Genomic DNA, 22,549 nt, shown 5'->3' with positions numbered 1-22,549 from the left:
CCCCGCCCCCGATTTCCGGCCCCCCGCCGCCTCAGTCGGACGTGCGGCGATACCGCTCCGCCAGCCGGGCGAGGGCGACCGCGCCGAGCAGCAGGCCGAAGTCGCGCAGGGCGATGTCGTAGTAGTCCGGGATGGTCAGCAGGTCGACGATGATCCCGGCCAGCCATCCGGCCACCAGCCAGCCGCCGAAGCGGGGCGCGACGGCGACGACGAGGCCCGCGACGATCTCGATGGCGCCCACCGCGTACATGGCCTGCTGGGCGCTGCCCGGAGTGATGTCGTCGATCCACGGCGCGAGATAGCCGGGCCAGTCGACGAGCAGGTTGGCGAACTTGTCCAGGCCGAACAGGATCGGCGCCACCGTGAACCCGACGCGCAGGATGGCGAACGCCTGGTAGCCGGGGTCGGTGAGGGATTCCCGGGGATGCGGGGTGGTCGCAGGGGCTGAGGTCATGGCGACTCTCCTTCTATCAACAACTCTCGCTAGTTATAGAAGCGCTCCAGCCCTCTTTAGTCAACCGCCGCTGCTTTTACACTTGTGTCCGTGACCGCTCCGAAGGCAGCAGCACCCGACCCCGACGTCTCCGCCGTCGCCGCGCTCGACGAACCCACCCGCCGGAGGCTGTACGACCATGTCGTGCGCGCCGCCGGACCGGTCGGACGGGACGAGGCCGCGGCCGCCCTGGGGCTCGCCCGGCAGACCGCGGCCTTCCATCTCGACCGACTGGCCGAGGAATCACTGCTCGACGTGGTCTACGAACGGCGCACCGGACGCTCCGGCCCCGGTGCGGGCCGCCCCGCCAAGCTCTACAAGCGCTCCGCCCGGCAGGTCACCGTCAACCTGCCCGAGCGGCACTACGAACTGGCCGGCCGGCTCCTCGCCCAGGCCCTGGAGGAGTCCGAGGCCACCGGCGAGCCGACCCGGACCGTCCTGCACCGCAAGGCTCACGAGCTGGGCACATGGCTGGCCGAAGAGGACGGCGGCGACGGCGTGTTCGGGCTGCTGGAGCGGTACGGCTTCGAACCCCGGCGCGACGGAGCGACCGTCGTCCTCGGCAACTGCCCCTTCCACGCCCTGGCACGCGACCACACACAGACCGTGTGCGGCATGAACCTGCATCTGATGCGCGGCGTGCTGCAAGGGCTGGAGGAAGACGGCTCCGCCGGGAACGGCTACGAGGCGTGTCTGGCACCCGAGCCCGGCCACTGCTGCGTGCGGCTCCGGCCGCCCTCGCCCTGACCGCCCGCCTAGAGGCGCGCCCCCTTCAGGGCCATGTGCAGCAGCAGCCGGTCCTCCCCGTCGTCCAGGTCCAGGCCCGTCAGCTGCTCCACGCGCGAGAGGCGGTAGTAGAGGGTCTGCCGGTGGATGCCCAGCTCGGCCGCCGTGCGCCCGGCCTGGCCCGCGCAGTCGAGGTAGGTCTCGGCCGTGCGGGCGAGTTCGCGGTGGGCGGGGGAGAGGAGCGGGCGTACGGCGGGGTCGTGGGCCGCGTCCGGGGGCAGCGCGGTCAGCAGCCGGTACGGGCCGATGAGCGACCACTCCGCCACCGGGCCGAGGGCCGGTTCGGCGAGGGCCGCGCGGGCGGCGGCCGACGCCTCCTGCCAGGCCGCCGGCAGATCGGTGAGGCTCGCGCGCGGTTCGCCGACACCGGCGGCCCGCGCGGCATCGGTGTCGCCGAGCAGCCGCTGCGCCGCCGTCAGCGCCGGGATGCGCACCTCCGGTGACCGCAGCCGGACCAGCACCGCGAGGCTCTGCGCGGCCGTGCCCCACGGGACCGTGCACAGCGCCGTCGCGTGCGGGACCGTACGGGCCGACGGGGCGTCGTCCGGGTCGGCGGACGGCCACGGCGCGACGCACACCACCGCGTGCGGGCCGTCGCCGCGCGGGCCCAGGGCCGTGCGCAGTGCCGCCACCGCCATGTCGCCCTGCCAGCCCCGCCCGGCGGTCAGCGCCGCCCGCAGCTCCCGGCTGAGGTCCGCGCCGTGCTGCGCCTCGTCCGCCAGCAGCGCGCCGATCCGGACGGTCACCTCCATGGCGGCGGTCAGCTGGGCGTCGGTGGGGCCGGGGTCGGACTCCAGCAGCCAGACGTACCCCAGGACGACACCCCGATGGCGTACCGGGAGACAGATCCGTCCGCGGTACACCCCCGCCTCCGGGGTCGGCGGGATGCGGACCGGGCCGGTCGCGCGGGTGATGCCGAAGCCCTCGAACCAGGTGCGGACCGCCGCCGTCGAGCGCCGGGTCAGGATCGAGCGGGTGCGGACCGGGTCCAGGGCCGACGGATCGAGGTCGCCCTCGCTGTCGTAGGCCCCGAAGGCGATCAGCTCGAAGTCGCGGTTCTCCAGGGTCGCGGGGACGCCGAGGAGCTCGGAGATCTCGTCGACCAGCTCCTGGTAGTCACTTCTGTAAGCCGACGTCACTCGGGCATTCTGCCGCAAAAGATCGGGCCCTTCATACATCTGTCTGAGATCTGCGGCACGGATGCGTGACAGCTGTCGATGGCCGACGATCGGAGGGATCCTTAGGTTTCACGGTGGTTCTCCGTGCCGTTCCCGAGTTGTTGGGTTCCGGCATGTTCCTGCTGGTTTGTGGAGGTGCCCCGTGCTGGGTCCCGTGATTCTCGCCGCGTCGCGCAGCGACAGGATGCGACGTCTGATTTCGGCGATGCCGGTGACTAAGCAGGTCGTCGACCGCTTCATCCCCGGCGAGACCGTGGACGAGATCGTGCCGATCGTCAAGGACCTCACCGGCAAGGGCCTGGAGCTGACGATGGACGTCGTCGGCGAGGACATCACCACCCCCGCGCAGGCCGAGGCCGCCCGCGACGCCTACCTGGCGCTCGTCGACCGGCTCAAGGAGCTGGAGCTCGGCACCCGCGCCGAGATGTCCGTGAAGCTGTCGATGTTCGGGCAGGCCCTGGAGGGCGGCCACGAGCTGGCCCTCGCCAACGTCCGTCCCGTCGTCGAGGCCGCCGCCGCCATCGGCACGACCGTGACGCTGGACGCCGAGGACCACACCACCCTCGACTCGATGTTCGCCATCCACGAGGAGCTGCGGAAGGACTTCCCGCAGACCGGCTGTGTCATCCAGGCCTACCTCTTCCGCACCGAGGCCGACGCCCGCCGCCTCGCCGAGGCCGGCAGCCGCGTCCGCCTGGTCAAGGGCGCCTACAAGGAACCCGCCGAGGTCGCCTACCAGCAGAAGCACGAGATCGACAAGGCGTACGTCCGCGTCCTGAAGACCCTCATGGAGGGCGACGGGTACCCGATGATCGGCTCCCACGACCCGCGCCTGATCTCCATCGCCCAGGAACTCGCCCGCAAGGCCGGCCGCAAGCTCGACGAGTACGAGTTCCAGATGCTGTACGGCATCCGCAGCGACGAGCACCTGCGCCTCGCCGCGGAGGGCCACCGCATGCGCGTCTACACCGCCTACGGCACCGACTGGTACGGCTACTTCATGCGCAGGCTGGCGGAGAAGCCGGCGAACCTCCTCTTCTTCGTCCGCTCGATCCTCACCAAGGGCTGACCGAACACCCGCTCACGTACAAGGAGTTACGGAACCCATGGACGCTGTGACCCAGGTCCCCACCCCCGTCAACGAGCCGGTGCACGGCTACGCCCCCGGCTCGCCCGAGCGCGCCCGCCTGGAGGCCAAGCTCAAGGAGCTGGCCGAGAACCCGATCGACCTGCCGATGACCATCGGAGGCGAGAAGCGGATGGGCGGCGGCGACGCCTTCCAGGTCGTGCAGCCGCACAACCACAAGGCGGTGCTGGGCACTTACCGCAACGCCACGCAGGCCGACGCCCAGGACGCGATCGACGCGGCGCTCGCCGCCGCGCCCGCCTGGCGCGCGCTGTCCTTCGACGACCGTGCCGCGATCATCCTGCGCGCCGCCGAACTCCTCGCCGGCCCCTGGCGCGAGACGCTGGCCGCCTCGACGATGCTCGGCCAGTCCAAGACCGCGCAGCAGGCCGAGATCGACACCCCCTGCGAGCTGGTCGACTTCTGGCGCTTCAACGTCGCCTACGCCCGGCAGATCCTCGCCGAGCAGCCCCCGGCCAACTCCCCGGGCGTCTGGAACCGCCTCGACCACCGCCCGCTCGAAGGCTTCGTCTACGCGATCACGCCGTTCAACTTCACGGCGATCGCGGGCAACCTGCCGACCGCGCCCGCGCTCATGGGCAACGTCGTCGTCTGGAAGCCGTCCCCGACCCAGACCCACGCCGCCGTGCTGCTGATGCAGCTCCTGGAGGAGGCGGGCCTGCCCAAGGGCGTCATCAACCTGGTCACGGGCGACGGCATCGAGGTCAGCAAGGTGGCGCTGGAGCACCGCGACCTCGCGGGCATCCACTTCACCGGCTCCACCAAGACCTTCCAGTACCTGTGGAAGACGGTCGGCAACAACATCGAGAAGTACCGCTCCTACCCGCGTCTGGTCGGCGAGACCGGCGGCAAGGACTTCGTCGTCGCCCACCCGAGCGCCGACAAGGCGATCCTCAAGACCGCCCTGACCCGTGGTGCCTTCGAGTACCAGGGCCAGAAGTGCAGCGCCACCTCCCGCGCCTACATCCCGGCGTCGATCTGGAACTCCGGCTTCAAGGAGGAGTTCGCGGCCGAGGTCGACTACCTGACCATGGGTGACGTCACCGACCTGTCGAACTTCATCGGCGCGGTCATCGACGAGCGCGCGTTCGCCAAGAACAAGGCGGCCATCGACCGCGCCAAGGCCGACCCGACCTGCACGATCGTCGCGGGCGGTTCGTACGACGACTCGGTGGGCTGGTTCGTCCGCCCGACCGTCGTGGAGTGCACCGACCCGGAGAACGAGGTGTTCACCACCGAGTACTTCGGCCCGTTCCTCGCCGTGCACGTCTACGAGGACGAGAAGTACGACGAGATGCTGACCCAGATGGAGTCGGTCTCCGACTACGCCCTGACCGGCTCGGTCATCGCGGGTGACCGCGCGGCGGCGGCGTACACGATGGAGAAGCTCCGCTACGCGGCCGGCAACTTCTACATCAACGACAAGTCCACGGGCGCCGTCGTCGGCCAGCAGCCCTTCGGCGGCGGCCGCGCCTCCGGCACCAACGACAAGGCCGGCGCCCCGCAGAACCTGATGCGCTGGACCCTGACCCGCGCCATCAAGGAGACGCTGGTCCCGCCGACCGACTACACGTACCCGCACATGGGCTGACGTCGGATCGCAGGACAGGAGGGGCCGGGCGGTTGTCCGGCCCCTCCGCCGCGTTCAGGCAGCCGGCGAGACCGGCAGGTGGCGGCCCAGGAAGTCCCGGACGAGGGCCGCGATCTGCGCCGCGTGCGTCTCCAGGGCGAAGTGGCCCGTCGGGAGCAGGTGGATCTCGGCCTTCGGCAGGTCCCGCTGGTAGGCGAGGGCCCCGGCCGGGACGAAGATCTCGTCGTGGGCGCCCCAGGTGGCGAGGAGCGGGACCTGACTGGCGCGGAAGTACTCCTGGAAGGCCGGGTAGAGCGCGAAGTTCGAGCCGTAGTCGGAGATCAGGTCGAGCTGGATCTCCGGCTGGCCGGGACGGGCCATCAGGGCGGCGTCGTGCTCGTAGGCTGCCGGGGCGACGAGGTCCCGGTACTCCTCCGGTACGCCGTGCAGGTACTGCCACTTGATGCCGTCCGGTGAGCTGATCTCCCGCACCGGCGCCTCGGTCTCCGGCGTCCGCCCGGCGATGAGCGCCAGCACCGGTGCCCAGGCCTCCTTCCCCAGCCCCTCCTCGTAGGCGTTGCCGTTCTGGGTGACGATCGCCGTGACGCGCTCGGGGTGGGCGAGGGCGAGACGCAGGCCGATGGGGGCGCCGTAGTCCTGGATGTAGAGCGCGTACCGCTCGATGCCCAGCTGCTGTGTGAACTCGTCGGTGATGTCGGCGAGTTCGGCGAAGGTGTACGGGAAGGCGGCGGCGTCCGGCGCGGCCGAGCGGCCGAAGCCGATGTGGTCGGGGGCGATGAGGCGGTAGCGGTCGGCGAGGAGGGGGATCAGGCCGCGGAACATGTGCGAGCTGGTGGGGAAGCCGTGCAGCAGGAGCAGGACGGGGGCGTCCGCCGGGCCGGCCTCGCGGTAGTGGATGTCGAGGCCGCGGACGGTGGTCGTCCGGTGGGCGGTGGCGGTGACACGGGCCATGGCTAACCCCTTAACTGCTCTTTAGTGGTTAGCCAAGTTCAGCATGCACCGCCCCAACCGGTCAAGTGCTTGTGAGGGGTTAGGTGTGATCGTTGATGTTTTGATCAAAACCCCAGGTCAGAGGCGTGTGACTCAATCCACCGTCTCAGATAGTAGGAAGTCCGAGTAATTGTGGAGACAGGCACGGCCTCCTCCCTTAGCTTTGTAGGAGCCGAACGTCTCGCTCGATCAAGCGAATGGCGGTCGTGAGCCGGGCCCCGTGCAGGCAACCCCTGCGGCCACCGCTCCCCGCCCCTTCCGGCGTCTCGCAACCCCCTTGTTGCCTCCATGCATCCGAAGGAGTCGATCCCTCATGGCCGAGACGACCGCCCGCCGTCGAGTCCGTCACATCTCCCGCACGAGCGAGTCCGACCGCAAGAACGCCGCGGCCGCCCTCCAGCGCGCCCTCGACCGCCGTGACAACGGCGGCTCGACCGGCCACTGAGACACCCCACCGCCGGGAGCCGCACCCGCCGGGGTGCGGCGCGGACTCACGCGCCGCGCCGCACCTCGAAATGGTCGATCCGGTCGCCGTTCTGCGCGAGCGCCGACACCTTCAGCCGCGGCGCGCCGCCGCTCTCCGCCTCCACCTTGAGGAAGGAGAAGCCCCGGTAGCGCACCCGCGACCACTCCACGGTCTCCGCCTTCGAGGACCGTGACGTCGTCCACTGGAAGGTGTCGACGGAGTCGAGGTCGCGTACATGGCCCTCGTAGCTCTCCGTCACCCCCGCCGGGAAGCCGTACAGCTCCTTGCCGCCGCCGCCCGCGGTGACGTACACCGTGCCGTCCCGTGTCGGGTCGGTCGACGCCCCGATCGGCACCCGGCGACCCACCTCGCCGTCCTTGACGGCGTCGGTCCGCTCGTAGACGTGGTTGTGCCCGTTGATCACCAGGTCCACCTGGTGCTTGTCGAACAGCGGCAGCCACTCCTCGCGCACCCCGCCGTCCGAGGCGTGCGACGAGGTCGAGTACGCGCAGTGGTGGAAGAAGACGACCACGAAGTCGACCGCCTTGCGCAGTTCCCCGAGCCTGTCGTCCAGCCAGGCCGTCTGCCTGCCGCCCGTGTAGCCGAGGTTGGCGGGGATCTCGTACGACACGTCGTTGGCGTCCAGCGCCACGAAGCCGACGTTGCCGTAGACGAAGGAGTACACCCCCGGCGCCCGGCGGGGGTCGAAGCCGCTGTCCGGCAGCGACCAGCGGGCGAGCTGGCCGCCGTAGCCGTCGGGGTAGTACCAGGCCTCCATGTCGTGGTTCCCGGTCGTCACCATCCACGGCACCGACCGCGCGACCTCCTCGTTCTGCTTCAGGAACAGGTCCCAGTACCCGGGGTCGTAGCCGTCCGTTTTCTCGCCCCGGCCGTTGACGTCGGCGTAGCAGATGTCGCCCGCGTGGAGGTGGAAGGCCGGGTCCTGCTTCAGCAGGATGTGGTCGTTCGCGGTCGCGGCCTTGCTCACGCCCTGGTCGCCGAAGGCCGTGAACACGAACTTCTCCGGACGGCTGGGTGCCGTGCGGAACGAGGCGATCGTCGAGCGGTGCTCGGGCGCGGCCGGGTCGTGACCGTCGTGGCCGACGCCGTAGTAGTACGTGGTGCCGGGGAGCAGGTCGTCCAGGGCCGCGTGCACGTAGTACTGGTCCAGGGCGAGGCGGACGCCGGTGACGCCGGGGGTGTGCAGGGCGCGCACCTCCGCCGCGGTCTTCCGGCCCAGGTCGTCGGGGCGGGTGCCGATCCGGACGTACGGCTTGCGGACCGCCGCCGGCACCTGCCAGGAGATCCGCATCCGGGTCTTCGGGTCGGCGCCGAAGGCGAGGTGGCGGCCGAAGGGGACGACGGCCGAGCCGGGCGCCCGGGTGGTGGCGGACGCCGAGGCGGTCGTACGGGCCGACGTGCCCTTCCCGTCGGCCGAGCAGCCGGTCAGCAGGCCGCCCGCCACCGCGCCCGCCGTCACCAGCGTGCGCCGCCGGGTCAGCCTCGTGCGCAGGTACTCGTGCTGTTCCGCCATGCTCATCCGGCGTGCGAGCTGCGGCGGGATGCCTACGTCGGGAAGGTCCATGCCGGTGAAGTTCCCAGCGAACCCCAACGTGCGCCATACATACGGGTGAACGGAGGGAGAAGGGCTGACGCCCGGGCCGGCCGCCCGCTCCCGACGGTGTCCGCATGGCGGACATGTCGTGTCATCCCATGGGACGCGGGAGTAGGGTGCCGTACATGTCTCGCAGCATCAATCTCGCAGTGATTCCCGGTGACGGCATCGGCCAGGAGGTCGTGGCCGAAGGTCTGAAGGTCCTCTCCGCCGTCCTTCCGCAGGATGTGAAGCTGGAGACGAAGGAGTACGACTTCGGCGCCCGGCGCTACCACGCCACCGGTGAGACCCTCACCGACGCCGACGCGGAGGCGCTCAAGCAGCACGACGCCATCCTCCTCGGCGCCATCGGCGACCCGTCGGTCCCGTCCGGTGTCCTGGAGCGCGGCTTCCTGCTGAAGCTCCGCTTCCTCTTCGACCACCACGTCAACCTGCGTCCGTCGAAGCTCCTCCCGGGTGTCGACACGCCCCTGAAGGGCGAGCCGGCGATCGACTTCGTCGTCGTCCGCGAGGGCACCGAGGGCCCGTACACCGGCAACGGCGGCACCATCCGCAAGGGCACCCCGCACGAGGTCGCCACCGAGGTCTCCGTGAACACGGCCTTCGGTGTCGAGCGTGTCGTGCGCGACGCCTTCGCCCGCGCCCAGGCCCGTCCGCGCAAGAAGCTCACGCTGGTCCACAAGAACAACGTGCTGTCCTTCGCGGGCCACCTGTGGACGAACATCTTCAACCAGGTGGCCGAGGAGTTCCCCGAGGTCACCACCGACTACATCCACGTCGACGCGGCCACCATCTACCTGGTCACCGACCCGGCCCGGTTCGACGTGATCGTCACCGACAACCTCTTCGGCGACATCATCACCGACCTCGCCGCGGCCGTCTCCGGCGGCATCGGCGTCGCGGCGAGCGGCAACATCAACCCCTCCCGCGAGTTCCCGTCGATGTTCGAGCCCGTCCACGGCTCGGCCCCCGACATCGCCGGCCAGGGCAAGGCCGACCCCACCGCCACGGTCCTGTCCGTCGCGCTCCTGCTGCGTCACCTCGGCTACGAGGCCGAGGCCGCCCGCATCGAGGAGGCCGTCTCGGCCGACCTCGGCGAGCGCGCCGGCAAGCCCGCCCGCTCCACGTCGGAGATCGGCGACGCGCTGGCCGTACGAGTAGCCGGCTGACCCCGCCGCCACTCGAAGCACCTGCACCACTTCGAAGCCGCCGGGTCGCAACCGCACCCGGCGGCTTCCACATGTCCCCGCCGGGTGCCACCATCATCCCCTGGGTCGCATTCACGCCGTTTTCTTCCTCGGCCCCCCGCGCGCGATAATCGAACGCGGAGCCGCGGAATGAGGGAATGCTCGGACGTCCTAGCACTGGTCACTGACAGTAAAAGGGCGTGAGCGCGGCCCGTGTCACTACACAACCGGTGAAGGACAACCACTCATGACGACGCCCACGATCGAGCTCAAGCCCTCGGCCTCGCCACTCTCCGACGCGGAACGCGCCGCGATCCTGGCCGGCCCCGGGTTCGGCCGCCACTTCACCGACCACATGGTCGTCATCAAGTGGACGGAGGGCCGCGGCTGGCACGACGGGCAGCTCGTGCCGTACGCGCCGCTCTCCCTCGACCCGGCGACGATGGTCCTGCACTACGCGCAGGAGATCTTCGAGGGCCTGAAGGCCTACCGCCAGCCCGACGGCACCGTCGCCACCTTCCGCCCCGAGAAGAACGCCCAGCGCTTCCAGGCCTCCGCCCGCCGGCTCGGCATGCCGGAGCTGCCGGTCGAGACGTTCATCGAGGCGTGCGACGCGCTGGTGAAGCAGGACGAGGCATGGGTCCCGGCGCACGGCGGCGAGGAGTCCCTCTACCTCCGCCCGTTCATGATCGCGACCGAGGTCGGCCTGGGCGTGAAGCCCGCCAACGAGTACCTGTTCCTGGTCATCGCCTCGCCCGCCGGCGCCTACTTCCCCGGTGGCGTCAAGCCGGTGTCGATCTGGGTCTCCGAGGACCACGTCCGCGCCGTCCCCGGCGGCATGGGCGACGCGAAGACGGGCGGCAACTACGCCGCCTCGCTCCTCGCCCAGGCCGAGGCCGCCGAGCAGGGCTGCGCCCAGGTCTGCTACCTCGACGCGGTCGAGCGCAAGTGGGTCGAGGAACTCGGCGGCATGAACCTGTACTTCGTGTACGGCAACAAGATCATCACGCCGACCCTGACCGGCTCCATCCTGGAGGGCGTCACGCGTGACTCCCTGCTCGCCGTCGCCCGCGACCTCGGCTACGAGGCCGAGGAGGGGCGCGTCTCCGTCGACCAGTGGCAGGCCGACTCCGCGAACGGCACCCTGACCGAGGTCTTCGCCTGCGGCACCGCCGCCGTCATCACCCCGGTCGGCACGGTCAAGCGCACCGGCGCCGAGTGGACGCAGGGCGCGGGGGAGCCCGGCGAGGTGACGCAGCGGCTCCGCCAGGCGCTCCTCGACATCCAGCGCGGCACCGCCGAGGACCGGCACGGCTGGATGCACAAGCTGGGCTGAGCCCCTCGCGGCATTCACCCGGGGCCCGTTTCTGCAAGGCAGGAGCGGGCCCCGGGGCCGTGTGGGATGGTGTCAGGAGCGTCCGGCGGGGGGTGGGGCGTCCATGGATGTCCTCGATTTCGAGGCCGAGATCGCGGCCGCGGAGCACGGTGTCTACACCGTGACGCTGCGTGGTCCGGACGGAGCCGAGACCACCGCCCGCACCCGCCTGCCGCTCTCCCCGGACGAGCTGCGGACCCTGAGCGAGCGCATCCCCGACGCCGTCCTCGCCTCCTCGGCGCGGGTCCGCCGCAGCGCGAGCCCCGACGAACAGCCCGTGCAGCTCCTCGGCCGCGCCCTCTTCGAGACCCTCACCGCGGGCGACGGGCGGGCCCTGCTCACCGCGGCCCGGCACACGGCGGCACGCGCGGAGGCGCGACTGCGCATGGTGCTGCGCGTCCAGCCCCCGGAACTGGCCGCCCTCCCCTGGGAGTTCCTGTTCGACCCCGCGCACAGCGGCTATCTCTGCACCACGACCCCGCTCGTCAGACGCCCTCAGGTGTCGCTTCCACAAAGGCCGTTGAGGGTCGAACCGCCGCTGCGCGTGCTGTGCATGATCGCCCGCCCCGGAGACCAGGAGCCGCTGGCCGTGGACGCGGAGCGGCGTCGGCTCGCCGCGGCGCTGGCAGGACTGCGGCGGGCGGGGCTCATCGAGCTCGCCTGGGTCGACGGCGGGCGATGGCGTGAGCTGAAGGGAGCCCTGCGTCCCGGACGCGGGCCCTGGCACGTCCTGCACTTCATCGGCCACGGAAGCTTCGACCGGGCGGCCGGGGAGGGCGCTCTGGCACTGGACGACGGCAACGGCGGCACCTACCACCTCGGCGCCGAGAACCTGGCGATGGTCCTCCAGGGGCATCCGTCGCTGCGCCTCGTCGTCCTCAACGCCTGCGAGACCGGCCGGGCCAGCGCGGCGGACCCGTTCTCCAGCGTCGGCGGCGCACTCATGCGGGCCGGGCTGGCAGCCGCGCTGGTGATGCAGTACCCCATCTCCGACCAGGCGGCGGTCGAGTTCAGCCAGAGCTTCTACGAGGAGCTCGCGCAGGGACGTTCCGTCGACGCGGCGGTGACCGACGCCCGCCAGTCGATACGGCTGGCGCTGCCCGGGACACTGGAGTGGGGCACGCCGGTGCTGTACATGCGCTCGCTCGACGGGACGCTCTTCGCCATCGACCACGAGCGGACGGCGCCGGCGGCACGGCCGACTCAGGCCGGTGACCTGTACGTGCAGGGTCTGGCGGCGCTCTACACGCGGCGCTGGGACGACGCGGTGACGGCCTTCCGGGCCGTGCTGGCCGCGGACCCGGGCTACGAGAACGCGGCCGCGAAGCTCGAAGAGGCGTTGCGGGGGCGCCGGTTGGAGCATCTGTACACGGCAGCCGTGGGCGCCGCCGACGCCGGGCACTGGGACGACGCGGTGGCCCATCTGACAGCCGTCCTCGCGGAGGAGCCGGGGTACCGGGACGCCCGGGAGCGCCTGGAGACGGCTCGCAGACAGAGCGAGGCCGCGTCGCTGCGGTCGGAGGCGCGGGCCCTGTACGCCGCGGGGCAGTGGGCGGCGGTGCTGGCGGCCGGGGAGCGGCTGGCGGAGCTGGTGCCGGAGGACGCCGATCCCGACGGGGTGGTGGGGGAGGCGCGACGAAGAGCGCATGCGGCGCGGGAGGAGGCGCCGCGCGCGTCCGCCCCGCCCGGTGCGGAGAAGGCGTCGGCGGCGCGGCCGGAGAACCGCCGGGTGGCCGAGCTGGCGACGCCCATGGCCGCCTGGTCGGTCGCCTTCGCCCCGGACGGCACCCGCGTGGCGGTGGGCGGGACGCACGGGCAGTCCCGGGTGTTCGACCTCCCGGCCCGGCAGCCCGACGTCGTGCCGCCCTCCCCCGCGGTGCTGTACGTCGCGATGGCCAACCTGATCACGTCCAGGTACCGGAAGCCGAAGGGGGGTCGGGAAAGGCCCGCGGACAGCAGGCGGGTCCGGGCCGTCGCGTTCGAGCCCGGCACCGGACGGCTCGCCTTGGCGGACGCCACCGAGGTCGTCCTGCGCGACAGAAACGATCCGGCCCGGCTCTCCCGGTTCATCGCGGGCCGGCATGACGTGACGGCGCTGGCGTTCTGCCGCAGCCGGCTGCTCGCCGTGGCGGATCACCACACCGTCGGCCTGTGGTCCCTGCCGGAACCCACCAGACAGAGCACCCTCGACCACGAGGACGCCGTCTACGCCCTCGCCGCCACCCGCGACGGGACCCGGATCGCCACGGCCGGTCACTCCTCCCTGCGGGTATGGGACACCGGCACCGCCGAGCAGGTGCTGTGCGTCGACTACCACCCCATGGTGTTCGCCGTCGACTTCAGTCCCGACGGCACCCGCCTGGTGACCGGTGCCCTGGACCACACCGCCCGGGTGTGGGACGCGGCGACCGGCGACTGCCGCATGCGCCTCGAACTCCCCGACCGCGTCCGGGGGGTGGCCTTCGGCCCCCACGGCGACACCCTCGCGATGGTGTGGGGCTCGACGGTCACGCTGCTCGACCTGTCCACCCGCCGTACCGTCCTCGAACTGGACGGGGACTTCGGCGACGTGTCCCTGCTCCAGATCGCCTACAGCCCCGACGGGACCCGGCTGGCCACCGTCGGCGGCGGCAAGGCCTGGCTGATCCCCGTTCCGAAGGAGCGCCGTGCCTGACGACGAAGCCCCCGACGCGCAGATCGACATCTACGTCACCTCCGGTACCCCGCCCGCCGCCGAACAGCCCCTTGTCGACGCCTTCACCGCCCCCGGCGTCCACGTCCGCGTCCGCGCCTGGCCCGCCCGCCGCGGCACCGACGCCCTCGACTGGCTGTTCCTCGTCGCCCTGCCCCTGCACGCCTTCCTGGGCGGCTTCGGCGGCAGGCTCGCCGACGACACGTACCGCAGGCTGCGCGAGCTGACCCGCCGTACCCCGCAGGCGCCGTCGGCGCCCCCCTTCGTCCTCCAGGACACGGCCACCGGCATCCGTGTCGTCCTCGGTCCCGAGGCCGACGAGGAGGCGTACCGCAAACTGCGCTCCCTCGACCTCTCGCAGTTCCGGTACGACACGCTGCGCTACGACGCCGCCGAGGCCCGCTGGGTCTCCGTCCCGTCCGGTGACGACAGCGGCGCCTGAGCGGGGCTGCGGCCGGTCAGCAGGACGTAGCCGAGTCCGCCCACCGCGCCCGACAGCAGGAAGCTGCAGTCCACCCCGCCCGTCAGCGACAGCAGCGGACCCTCGTACGACGGCAGCGACACCGCCAGCAGCCCGACCACCGCGCCCAGCGCCCACGACACCGTGGCCGGGATGTTCCAGCCGCCCCGGAACCAGTAGACGCCGCCCCGCGCGCGCCGGTTGAAGACCTGGAGGGCGTCCGCGTCGTACCCGCCCCGGCAGCGCGCGAAGCCGATGAGGGTGATGACCGCCCAGGGCGTGCCGATCGCCGTCAGCAGGAGCACGAAGGACGTCATCGCGTCCTGGGCGCTGGAGGCGTAGTGGCCGACGAAGACGCAAGCCGTCGCCACCACCGCGACCGTGTAGGTGGCCCGGGCCCGGGAGGCGCGCGGCAGGATCGCGTCCAGGTCGAGGCCCATGGAGTACAGCATCAGACCCGCGTTGCCGACCGAGCCCGCGGAGGCGGCCAGCAGGAGGGGGATGAGGTACCAGCCGGGGGAGGCGTCGACCAGCGGCCCGGCGTAGTCCAGCGCCGCACGGGCCCCGTAGGCCGTGAACGTGCCGAAGAGCTGCGGCACCAGCAGGCCCAGCAGCAGACCGAGCCAGGTGGCGTGCAGGACACGGCGGTCGGAGTGGCGGGCGGGGGAGATGTACCGGGTGTAGTCGCCGAGGAGGGTGATGAAGGCGATCGGTCCGGACAGGCCCGCGGCCACGGCCGCCAGGAGCCAGGTGGGCCAGTAGCCGCCCAGCAGATAGCCGCCCGCCTCGGGCAGCGCGTCCGTCGTGAAGTCGGGGGCGTAGGCCGCGATCCCCAGGGCCAGCAGGGCCGTCATGCCGATCGCCAGCACCCGCGACATCGTGAGCAGCACCCGGTAGCCGTACACCGCGCCCGCCACGGTCGCCGCCGCGAGCAGGCCGTAGACCACGCCGTACGACCATCCGTTCGCCGGCAGCCCGACCAGACGCCCCAGTACGCCCACCATCACATCGCCGCCGATCCACACCGTCAGCGCGGTGTAGCCGAGGGCGAGGAGCAGGCCCACCACCGAGCCGACCAGCCGGCCGCGGACGCCGAACTGGGCGCCGGAGGAGGTGGAGAGGTTGGTGGCGGTGCGCAGCGAGACCAGGGCGAGCGGGGCCGTCAGCAGGGTGCCGACCACCGTGCCGGCCACGATCGAGCTCACCGACGACCACCAGTCGAGGCCGAAGGACGGCGGCAGCCAGCCGAAGACGATCACGCCCAGGCACAGGTTCGAGCCGAGCAGGATCGAGACGAGGTCCCGCGGCCCGCTGGTGCGTTCCTCGTCGGGGATGGTGTCGACTCCGCGCTGTTCCATCGGCATGGTTCGTCTCCCAGGGGTTTGAGTGACGTTCAATGTGATGTGTACGGGTGACGGTCGTCAACCCTTGGGCTCCAGCGATTCAAGGTTTAGAGTGGTGCTCTAAATCGAAGGAGTGACATGCGGCTGACCCCCACCGAACGCGACCGGCTGCTGCTCTTCGGAGCCGCCGAGCTCGCCCGCGCCCGCCGGTCCCGCGGGCTGCGGCTCAATGTGCCGGAGGCCACCGCGCTCATCGCGGACACCGTGTGCGAGGCCGCCCGGGACGGCGCCCGGCTCGCCCAGGCCGTCGAGCGCGCCCGGTCCGTCCTCGGGCCGGACGACGTGCTGCCCGGCGTCGCGGACGTCGTCACCGAAGTGCATGTCGAGGCCGTCTTCGACGACGGTTCGCGGCTCGCGGTCGTCTCCGACCCCATCGGGGGCGGCACCCTCGGCGATCAGGCGCCGGGTGCGCTGCTGCCCGGGCCCGAGCATGCCGACCCGGACGCGGTCGTGCGGCTCACCGTCACCAACACCGCGACCGTCCCGGTCTCCGTGACCTCCCATTTCCACTTCTTCGAGGCCAACCCGCGGCTGGACTTCGACCGGGGCGCCGCCTACGGCCTGCGGCTCGCCGTCCCCGCCGGCTCCTCCGTGCGGTTCGGGCCGGGGGAGTCGCTGGAGGTCGGGCTGGTGCCGATCGGGGGCGCCCGGGTCGCGATCGGGTTCGCCGGGCTCGTGGACGGGCCGCTGGACGCGCCCGGCGCCCGCGAGGAAGCGCTGCGCAGGGCCGCCGCCTGCGGATATCTGGGAGTACGCACCGAGGAGACCGACCGATGAGCCGTCCCGGAGGCCACCCGGCCGAGGCCCGGCGCCTCACCCCGCACGAGTACGCCGCCACCCACGGCCCCCGGGCCGGCGACCGGGTCCGGCTCGGCGACTCGGGGCTGGTGATCCGCGTCGAGGCCGACTCCCAGCGCCACGGCGACGAATTCCTCGCCGGCTTCGGCAAGACCGCCCGTGACGGACTGCACCTCAAGGCCGCCGCCGTCCGCGCGACCTGCGACGTCGTGATCAGCAACGTCGTCGTGATCGACGCGGTGCTGGGCATCCGCAAGGTGTCGATCGGCATCCGCGAGGGGCGGATCTGCTCGATCGGACGGGCCGGCAACCCCGACACCCTCGACGGCGTCGACGTCGTCGTCGGCACCGGCACGTCCATCGTGTCCGGCGAGGGGCTCATCGCCACCGCCGGCGCCGTCGACACCCACGTCCACCTGCTGTCGCCGCGGATCATGGAGGCCTCGCTGGCGTCCGGGGTGACCACCGTCATCGGGCAGGAGTTCGGGCCGGTGTGGGGCGTCGGCGTCAACTCGCCCTGGGCGCTGCGGCACGCGTTCAACGCCTTCGACGCCTGGCCGGTCAACATCGGTTTCCTGGGCCGGGGTTCGTCCTCGCACGAGGCGCCCCTGATCGAGGCCCTCGCGGAAGGCGGCGCCTCGGGCTTCAAGGTGCACGAGGACATGGGCGCCCACACCCGGGCACTGGACACGGCCCTGCGGGTCGCCGAGGAGCACGACGTCCAAGTCGCCCTGCACAGCGACGGGTTGAACGAGTGCCTGTCGGTCGAGGACACCCTGAGGGTGCTGGAGGGCCGCACCATCCACGCCTTCCACATCGAGGGCTGCGGCGGCGGACACGTCCCGAACGTGCTGAAGATGGCGGGCGTGCCGAACGTCATCGGCTCCTCCACCAACCCGACCCTGCCCTTCGGCCGGGACGCCGTCGCCGAGCACTACGGCATGATCGTCTCCGTCCACGACCTGAAGACCGACCTGCCCGGCGACGCGGCCATGGCCCGCGACCGCATCCGCGCCGGGACCATGGGTGCCGAGGACGTGCTGCACGACCTGGGCGCGATCGGCATCACCTCCTCCGACGCCCAGGGCATGGGGCGCGCGGGCGAGACCGTCCGCCGCACCTTCGCCATGGCCGGCAAGATGAAGGCCGAGTTCGGCGCCGGGAACGACGACCACGACAACGAGCGCGTGCTGCGCTACATGGCCAAGCTGACCATCAACCCCGCCATCGCCCACGGCCTTTCGCACGAGGTCGGGTCCATCGAGGCCGGCAAGCTGGCCGACATCGTGCTCTGGCGGCCGGAGTACTTCGGCGCCAAGCCGCAGCTGGTCCTGAAGGCCGGGTTCCCGGCGTACGGGGTCGTCGGCGACCCGAACGCGGCCACCGACACCTGCGAACCGCTGGTCCTCGGACCGCAGTTCGGGGCGTACGGCGCCACCCCCGCCGACCTCTCGGTCGCCTTCGTCGCGCAGGCCGCCGTCGACCAGGGCAACGACTCGATGCCGACCCGCCGCCGCAGGGTCGCCGTCCGCGGCACCCGCGGCATCGGTCCGGCCGACCTGCGCCGCAACTCCCGTACCGGAGCGGTCGACGTCGACCAGCGCACCGGCCTGGTCACCCTCGACGGCGAGCCGCTGCACTCGGAACCCGCCGAGTCCGTGTCCCTCAACCGCCTTTACTTCCTCTAGGACTCCTTCATGACCGACTTCCGCATGCCCGCCGAGTGGGAACCGCACGAGCGCACCTGGATGGCCTGGCCCGGCCCCAACCCGACGTTCACGAACGACGAGGAGCTGGCCGAGGCCCGTTCCGCCTGGGCGTCCGTCGCCCGTGCCGTGCGCCGCTTCGAGCCGGTGACGATGGTGCACGGGCCGGGGCAGGGTGCGGTGGCCCGTGAACTGCTCGGCCCGGACGTCGAGCTGGTGGAGCGCGAACTCGACGACGCGTGGATGCGGGACATCGGGCCGACGTTCGTGACCGGCGGGCAGGGGCAACTCGCGGCCGTGGACTGGACGTTCAACGGCTGGGGCGGGCAGGAGTGGGCCCGCTGGGAGCACGACGCCAAGATCGCCGGACAGGTCGCCGACCTCGCGGGCGTCCCGTCGTACCCCTCGCCCCTCGTCAACGAGGGCGGCGCGATCCACGTGGACGGCGAGGGCACGGTCCTGCTCACCGAGACCGTCCAGCTCGGCGCCGGGCGCAACCCCGGCTGGACCCGCGAGCAGGTCGAGACGGAGATCCACGCCCGGCTCGGCACCACCAAGGCCATCTGGCTCCCGCACGGACTGGCCGGCGACTACGGCACGTACGGCACCCAGGGGCACGTCGACATCGTCGCGGCCTTCGCCCGGCCCGGCGTCGTGGTCGTGCACAGCCAGCGCGACCCGGCCCACCCGGACCACGCCCGCTCGCGGGAGTACCTGGAGATCCTGCGCGGGGAGACCGACGCGAAGGGGCGCCGCCTGGAGGTCGTCGAGATCCCCGCGCCCACGGTGCTGACGGACGGGGACGGCGACTGGGTCGACTACTCGTACATCAACCACTACCTCTGCAACGGCGGCGTGGTCCTGTGCGGCTTCGACGACCCGAACGACGAACGCGCCGCCGGCATCTTCCGCCGCCTCTTCCCCGAGCGGACGGTCACCCTCGTCGACGCGCGGGCGATCTTCGCGGGCGGCGGCGGCATCCACTGCATCACCCAGCAGCAGCCGAAGCGGGGCGTCAGGTAGAACGTACGGGTGAACGTGCTGACTCAGCTCCCGCCCGCCGCGGTACCGGTGGCCGCCCCATGACCACCCCCCGCCGCACCCCGGCCCCGCCGCGCGAGCGCATCCTCACCGCGGCCATGGAGATGATCGCCGACCGCGGTCTGGAGAAGCTCACCATGGCCGCGCTCGGCCGCGAGGTCGGCATGAGCAGCGGCCACCTCCTCTACTACTTCCGCTCCAAGGACGAGCTGCTGCTGCAGACCCTGGAGTGGAGCGAGGGCCGGCTCGGCGCCGAGCGCGGCCGGCTGCTGGCACGGACCGGGCCCGCGCGGGAACGGCTCGATGCGTACGTCGACCTGTACGTCCCCGACGGCCACCGCGACCCCCACTGGACCCTGTGGCTGGAGGTCTGGAACCGCTCGCAGAACGCCGCCGACGACGCCCGCGACCGGCAGGCCGCCATCGAGGGCGCCTGGCACCGCGACCTGGTGGCCCTGCTGGCGGAGGGGGTGTCGAGGGGCGAGTTCAGGCCGGTCGACGCGGACCGCTTCGCGGCCCGGCTGCGGGCGCTCCTCGACGGCTTCTCCATCCACGTGGCGATCGGCCTGCGCGGCACCGACCGGGCGCAGGTTCTCGGCCACGTACGGGAGTTCCTGGACGAGGCGCTCCTCGCGGACGCCTGAGCCCACGTCCGGGTTGTACGCAATTCGGGGGATTGCCCTGGGCCTCGTGATGCGCTTGCCTCGTGGAGAGCCCTCGGCACAGGGCCGGGGGGAAACCGTGTCAACGGGGGACATGCGCAGGGCGAGACCCACGACATCCGCGAGGTCTTCGTCCGCCGTGCGCGCCGAACTCCCTCGCAGGCAGGGGAAAGCGCGGGAAACCGCAGCACAGCAGGGGAATTCCGGGGGGATCTTCCATGCGTCTCGCACGCCGCACCGCCCTGAGCGCCGCCGTCGTGGCCGCGCTCGCCGTGACCGTCTTACCGGCCCACGCCGGCCCGCACACCGCGCAGCGCACCGAACGGGTCAGCGTGGACACCCACGGCCGTCAGGCCGACGGTGCCTCCGGCCGCCCCGTGCTCAGCGCGGACGGCCGGTACGTCGCCTTCGTGTCCGCCGCCACCGACCTCGTCCCGGGGGACACCGACGGCGTCGCCGACGCCTTCGTCCACGACCTGCGCACCGGCCGCACCGAACGCGTGGGCGTGGGGCCGGCGACGGACGTGGCGCTCAGCGGCGACGGCCGCCGCGTGGTGGTCGCCACCGCCGCCGCGCTCACGAAGGACGACGACAACGGCCTCGACGACATCTACCTCGTCGACCGCCGCACCCACCGCACCGAGCGCATCAGCCACGGCCACCCGGACGCGCCGCCGCGCCACCTGCTGAACTACTCGCCTGCCATCAGCGCCGACGGCCGTGTCGTCGCGTACACCACGTCGGCCCCGGACGCCGCGCCCGGTGACACCAACGGGCGGGACGACGTGATCGTCCACGACCGTCGCACCGGACGCGACGAACTGGTGCAGTACCGCACGGACGGCACCCTCGGCGACGCCGACTCCCTCGGCGCGGCCCTGAGCGCCGACGGCCGGTACGTGGCCTTCGAGTCGGCCGACCGCCTCGACCCGGCGTACGACTACACCCACGCCCGGAACGTGTATGTGCGCGACCGTGTGACGGGGACGACGGAACAGGTCAGCCGCCCCGCCAAGTACGTCTACAAGGAGGGGTCGTTCGACTCGTCGCTCAGCGCCGGCGCCCGTGTCTTCGCCTTCGCCTCCCACGTCCGCTCCCTGGTGCCGGACGACACCAACCGGGTCACCGACGTCTTCGCCTTCGACCGGGAGCTCCAGGCGACCGTACGGGTCAGCACCGCCGCCGACGGTACCCAGGGCGACGGCGCGAGTTCCGGGGCGTGTGTGAGCGGGGACGGCCGCCGGGTCGCGTTCGTCTCCGCGGCCACGAACCTCGTGCCGGACGACACCAACGGCGTCGCCGACGTCTTCGTGAAGGACCTGCGGACCGGCGCGATCGAGCGGGTCGCCACCGCCGCCGACGGCACCCAGGCGGACGGCCCGGCGACGGGCGGCACCGCGCTGAGCGGGCGCCGGGTCGCCTACTCCTCGGAGGCCACCAACCTCGTGCCGGACGACACCAACGGGGTGGCGGACGTCTTCGCCCGGCGCCTGCACCGACCGTAGGACCCGCGAGCCGGCACCGACCGAACCAGCACAGGGGGAAAAGCACTTGTACGCCAGCACCCGCACACGCACTCGCACACGCACCCGCACCGCACTCGCCATCGGCATCGCCGCAGGCCTCCTCACTCTGTCCGCCACCACGGCGTCGTCCGCCCCGGCGTCGGCCCGGGCCCCGCACACCGAACGCCTCGCCGTGTCGCCCACCGGAGAGCAGGGCGACAGCTACACCTACGGCCCGGAGTTCAGCGCCGACGGCCGCTTCGCGGTCTTCTCCTCGGAGGCCGCCAACCTGGTGCCCGGCGACACCAACGGACAGCGGGACGTCTTCGTCCGCGACCTGCGCAAGGGCACCGTCGAGCGGGTGAACGTCAGCTCGGACGGCGCCCAGGCCGACAACACGTCCACCTCCTTCGACATCAGCCGCGACGGCCGGTACGTCCTGTTCACCTCCCAGGCCCGCAACCTCGTCCACCGGGACACCCCGCCGCCCGCCGAGGAGTGGGTCGACGACGTCTATCTGCACGACCGCCGCACGGGCACCACCGAACGGCTCAGCTTCGGGCTCGACGGCCGCTCCGTCGACGCCGGCGGCGCCGCCATGTCGGCCGACGCCCGCTGGATCGCCTTCACCGCCCGCCCCAACCGCATGGAGGCCGACGACCCCAACGGCTACCGGATGCTCTACCTCCTCGACCGCGAGACGGGCACGGTGAAACGCGTCAGCGAGCGCACCCGCCCCGACTGGACGTCCGTCCTGTACGACGTCAGCGACGACGGCAGCCGCATCGTCTACAACCAGCTCCAGTACCGGGGCCCGGGCTCGGCGCTGTGGGCGTACGACATCCGCGAGGGCACCCGGCAGCAGCTGAACGTCACCCCCGACGGCACCCCGACCACCGTCATGGCCGTCGATGCCTCACTCACCGCGAACGGCCGGTACGTCGCCTTCAGCTCCGGCGCCCCGGACCTGGTCCCGGACGACACAAACGGCACGGAGACGGACGTCTTCGTCCGTGACCTGGTCACCGGGAAGATCCGGCGGATCTCCCACGACGCGGAGACCGCCTTCGGCACCCAGAGCCCCGAGATCAGCCCCGACGGCCGGTACGTCGCCTACGAGGCGACCCCGCGGAACCGGGACACGGGCTACTTCGGCGTCGGCAACGTCTATCTGCGCGACCTGCGCACCGGTTCGGTCCGCCTGGTCAGCCAGTCGGCCACCGGAGGCACCGTCGAGGACCAGTCCGTCACCCTCTACTCCGTGACCCGCGGCGGCAAGGAGGTCGGCCTCGCGTCCGGCTCGACGCAACTGGTGCCGGACGACACCAACGGGGTCACCGACGGCTTCGTACGCCACCTGCGGTGACCAGCGCACGGTTCGCATCCTGAGACGGACGGTGAGCGCGGGGGCGACTTGTGCCAGACTGCCCCCGTGCTCTCGTTCGCCATGATTA

General features: G+C 71.9%; 19 protein-coding genes. 14 read left to right on the top strand and 5 right to left on the bottom strand.

The genetic code is table 11. The features are described 5' to 3' along the window. Positions 1-31 precede the first annotated feature (31 nt). Positions 32-454 (bottom strand): DoxX family membrane protein, encoded by a 423-nt coding sequence (locus DI272_RS15285; RefSeq protein ID WP_109495903.1) that lies wholly within the window; start codon positions 452-454, stop codon positions 32-34. A gap of 84 nt (positions 455-538) precedes the next feature. Between DI272_RS15285 and DI272_RS15280 the strand changes: the two genes are divergently transcribed. Then, entirely contained in the window at positions 539-1,240 is a 702-nt protein-coding gene (locus tag DI272_RS15280; protein ID WP_181387192.1) for a metalloregulator ArsR/SmtB family transcription factor, read from the top strand. An 8-nt stretch (positions 1,241-1,248) separates the two neighbouring features. Here DI272_RS15280 and DI272_RS15275 read toward each other — a convergent pair whose 3' ends face one another. After that, positions 1,249-2,457 carry a CdaR family transcriptional regulator gene (locus DI272_RS15275; RefSeq protein ID WP_181387191.1) on the bottom strand — a complete coding sequence of 403 codons (1,209 nt, stop codon included), beginning with the start codon at positions 2,455-2,457 and terminating at the stop codon, positions 1,249-1,251. 142 nt (positions 2,458-2,599) lie between these two features. Here DI272_RS15275 and DI272_RS15270 point away from each other — a divergent pair, with 142 nt between their 5' ends. Then, positions 2,600-3,526 carry a proline dehydrogenase family protein gene (locus DI272_RS15270; protein ID WP_109495900.1) on the top strand — a complete coding sequence of 309 codons (927 nt, stop codon included), beginning with the start codon at positions 2,600-2,602 and terminating at the stop codon, positions 3,524-3,526. A 37-nt stretch (positions 3,527-3,563) separates the two neighbouring features. Further along, positions 3,564-5,195 carry an L-glutamate gamma-semialdehyde dehydrogenase gene (gene pruA, locus DI272_RS15265; protein ID WP_109495899.1) on the top strand — a complete coding sequence of 544 codons (1,632 nt, stop codon included), beginning with the start codon at positions 3,564-3,566 and terminating at the stop codon, positions 5,193-5,195. Between the two features lie 54 nt (positions 5,196-5,249). Here pruA and DI272_RS15260 read toward each other — a convergent pair whose 3' ends face one another. Continuing rightward, a complete protein-coding gene (locus DI272_RS15260) occupies positions 5,250-6,146 on the bottom strand; it encodes an alpha/beta fold hydrolase (protein ID WP_109495898.1) in 897 nt (298 codons plus the stop codon). 352 nt (positions 6,147-6,498) lie between these two features. Here DI272_RS15260 and DI272_RS45295 point away from each other — a divergent pair, with 352 nt between their 5' ends. Further along, a complete protein-coding gene (locus DI272_RS45295) occupies positions 6,499-6,630 on the top strand; it encodes a hypothetical protein (RefSeq protein ID WP_107056436.1) in 132 nt (43 codons plus the stop codon). A gap of 46 nt (positions 6,631-6,676) precedes the next feature. On the opposite strand, the gene DI272_RS15250 is transcribed toward DI272_RS45295, so the two are convergent. After that, complete coding sequence (locus DI272_RS15250) at positions 6,677-8,236, bottom strand: metallophosphoesterase family protein (protein ID WP_109495897.1); 1,560 nt, start codon at positions 8,234-8,236, stop codon at positions 6,677-6,679. Between the two features lie 155 nt (positions 8,237-8,391). Here DI272_RS15250 and DI272_RS15245 point away from each other — a divergent pair, with 155 nt between their 5' ends. The 4 genes from DI272_RS15245 (at position 8,392) to DI272_RS15230 (ending at position 13,962) form a co-directional block, all read left to right on the top strand. After that, positions 8,392-9,435, top strand: coding sequence for a 3-isopropylmalate dehydrogenase (locus DI272_RS15245; protein ID WP_109500850.1), 1,044 nt, complete (start codon positions 8,392-8,394; stop codon positions 9,433-9,435). Positions 9,436-9,700: 265 nt separating this feature from the next. Continuing rightward, on the top strand, positions 9,701-10,789 hold the full coding sequence (locus DI272_RS15240; protein WP_109495896.1) for a branched-chain amino acid aminotransferase: 1,089 nt from the start codon (positions 9,701-9,703) through the stop codon (positions 10,787-10,789). A gap of 103 nt (positions 10,790-10,892) precedes the next feature. Next, entirely contained in the window at positions 10,893-13,502 is a 2,610-nt protein-coding gene (locus DI272_RS15235) for a CHAT domain-containing protein (RefSeq protein ID WP_109495895.1), read from the top strand. Continuing rightward, entirely contained in the window at positions 13,495-13,962 is a 468-nt protein-coding gene (locus DI272_RS15230) for a hypothetical protein (protein ID WP_109495894.1), read from the top strand. Before DI272_RS15235 ends, DI272_RS15230 begins: the two co-directional genes overlap by 8 nt. Here the strand turns inward: DI272_RS15230 and DI272_RS15225 are convergent. Next, positions 13,902-15,344: a cytosine permease gene (locus DI272_RS15225; protein WP_109495893.1), complete on the bottom strand. Its 1,443-nt coding sequence runs from the start codon at positions 15,342-15,344 to the stop codon at positions 13,902-13,904. The two genes, DI272_RS15230 and DI272_RS15225, sit on opposite strands and share 61 nt — an antisense overlap. 117 nt (positions 15,345-15,461) lie before the next feature. Here DI272_RS15225 and ureA point away from each other — a divergent pair, with 117 nt between their 5' ends. From ureA to DI272_RS15195, 6 genes are all read left to right on the top strand, one after another. Further along, positions 15,462-16,160: an urease subunit gamma gene (gene ureA, locus DI272_RS15220; protein ID WP_109495892.1), complete on the top strand. Its 699-nt coding sequence runs from the start codon at positions 15,462-15,464 to the stop codon at positions 16,158-16,160. Further along, on the top strand, positions 16,157-17,869 hold the full coding sequence (locus DI272_RS15215; protein WP_109495891.1) for an urease subunit alpha: 1,713 nt from the start codon (positions 16,157-16,159) through the stop codon (positions 17,867-17,869). Before ureA ends, DI272_RS15215 begins: the two co-directional genes overlap by 4 nt. A gap of 9 nt (positions 17,870-17,878) precedes the next feature. Further along, positions 17,879-18,910, top strand: a complete 1,032-nt coding sequence (locus DI272_RS15210) for an agmatine/peptidylarginine deiminase (RefSeq protein ID WP_109495890.1) — start codon at positions 17,879-17,881, stop codon at positions 18,908-18,910. A gap of 59 nt (positions 18,911-18,969) precedes the next feature. Further along, positions 18,970-19,572 carry a TetR/AcrR family transcriptional regulator gene (locus tag DI272_RS15205; RefSeq protein ID WP_109495889.1) on the top strand — a complete coding sequence of 201 codons (603 nt, stop codon included), beginning with the start codon at positions 18,970-18,972 and terminating at the stop codon, positions 19,570-19,572. A gap of 236 nt (positions 19,573-19,808) precedes the next feature. Further along, positions 19,809-21,095, top strand: a complete 1,287-nt coding sequence (locus tag DI272_RS15200; protein ID WP_109495888.1) for a PD40 domain-containing protein — start codon at positions 19,809-19,811, stop codon at positions 21,093-21,095. Positions 21,096-21,141: 46 nt separating this feature from the next. Continuing rightward, positions 21,142-22,461 (top strand): PD40 domain-containing protein, encoded by a 1,320-nt coding sequence (locus tag DI272_RS15195; protein ID WP_109495887.1) that lies wholly within the window; start codon positions 21,142-21,144, stop codon positions 22,459-22,461. Positions 22,462-22,549: the final 88 nt, after the last annotated feature.

The organism is Streptomyces sp. Act143, assembly GCF_003143935.1.
GTDB lineage: Bacteria > Actinomycetota > Actinomycetes > Streptomycetales > Streptomycetaceae > Streptomyces.
Note: the sequence above shows the minus strand (reverse complement) of the source record. Positions and strands in the feature narration are given on the sequence as shown.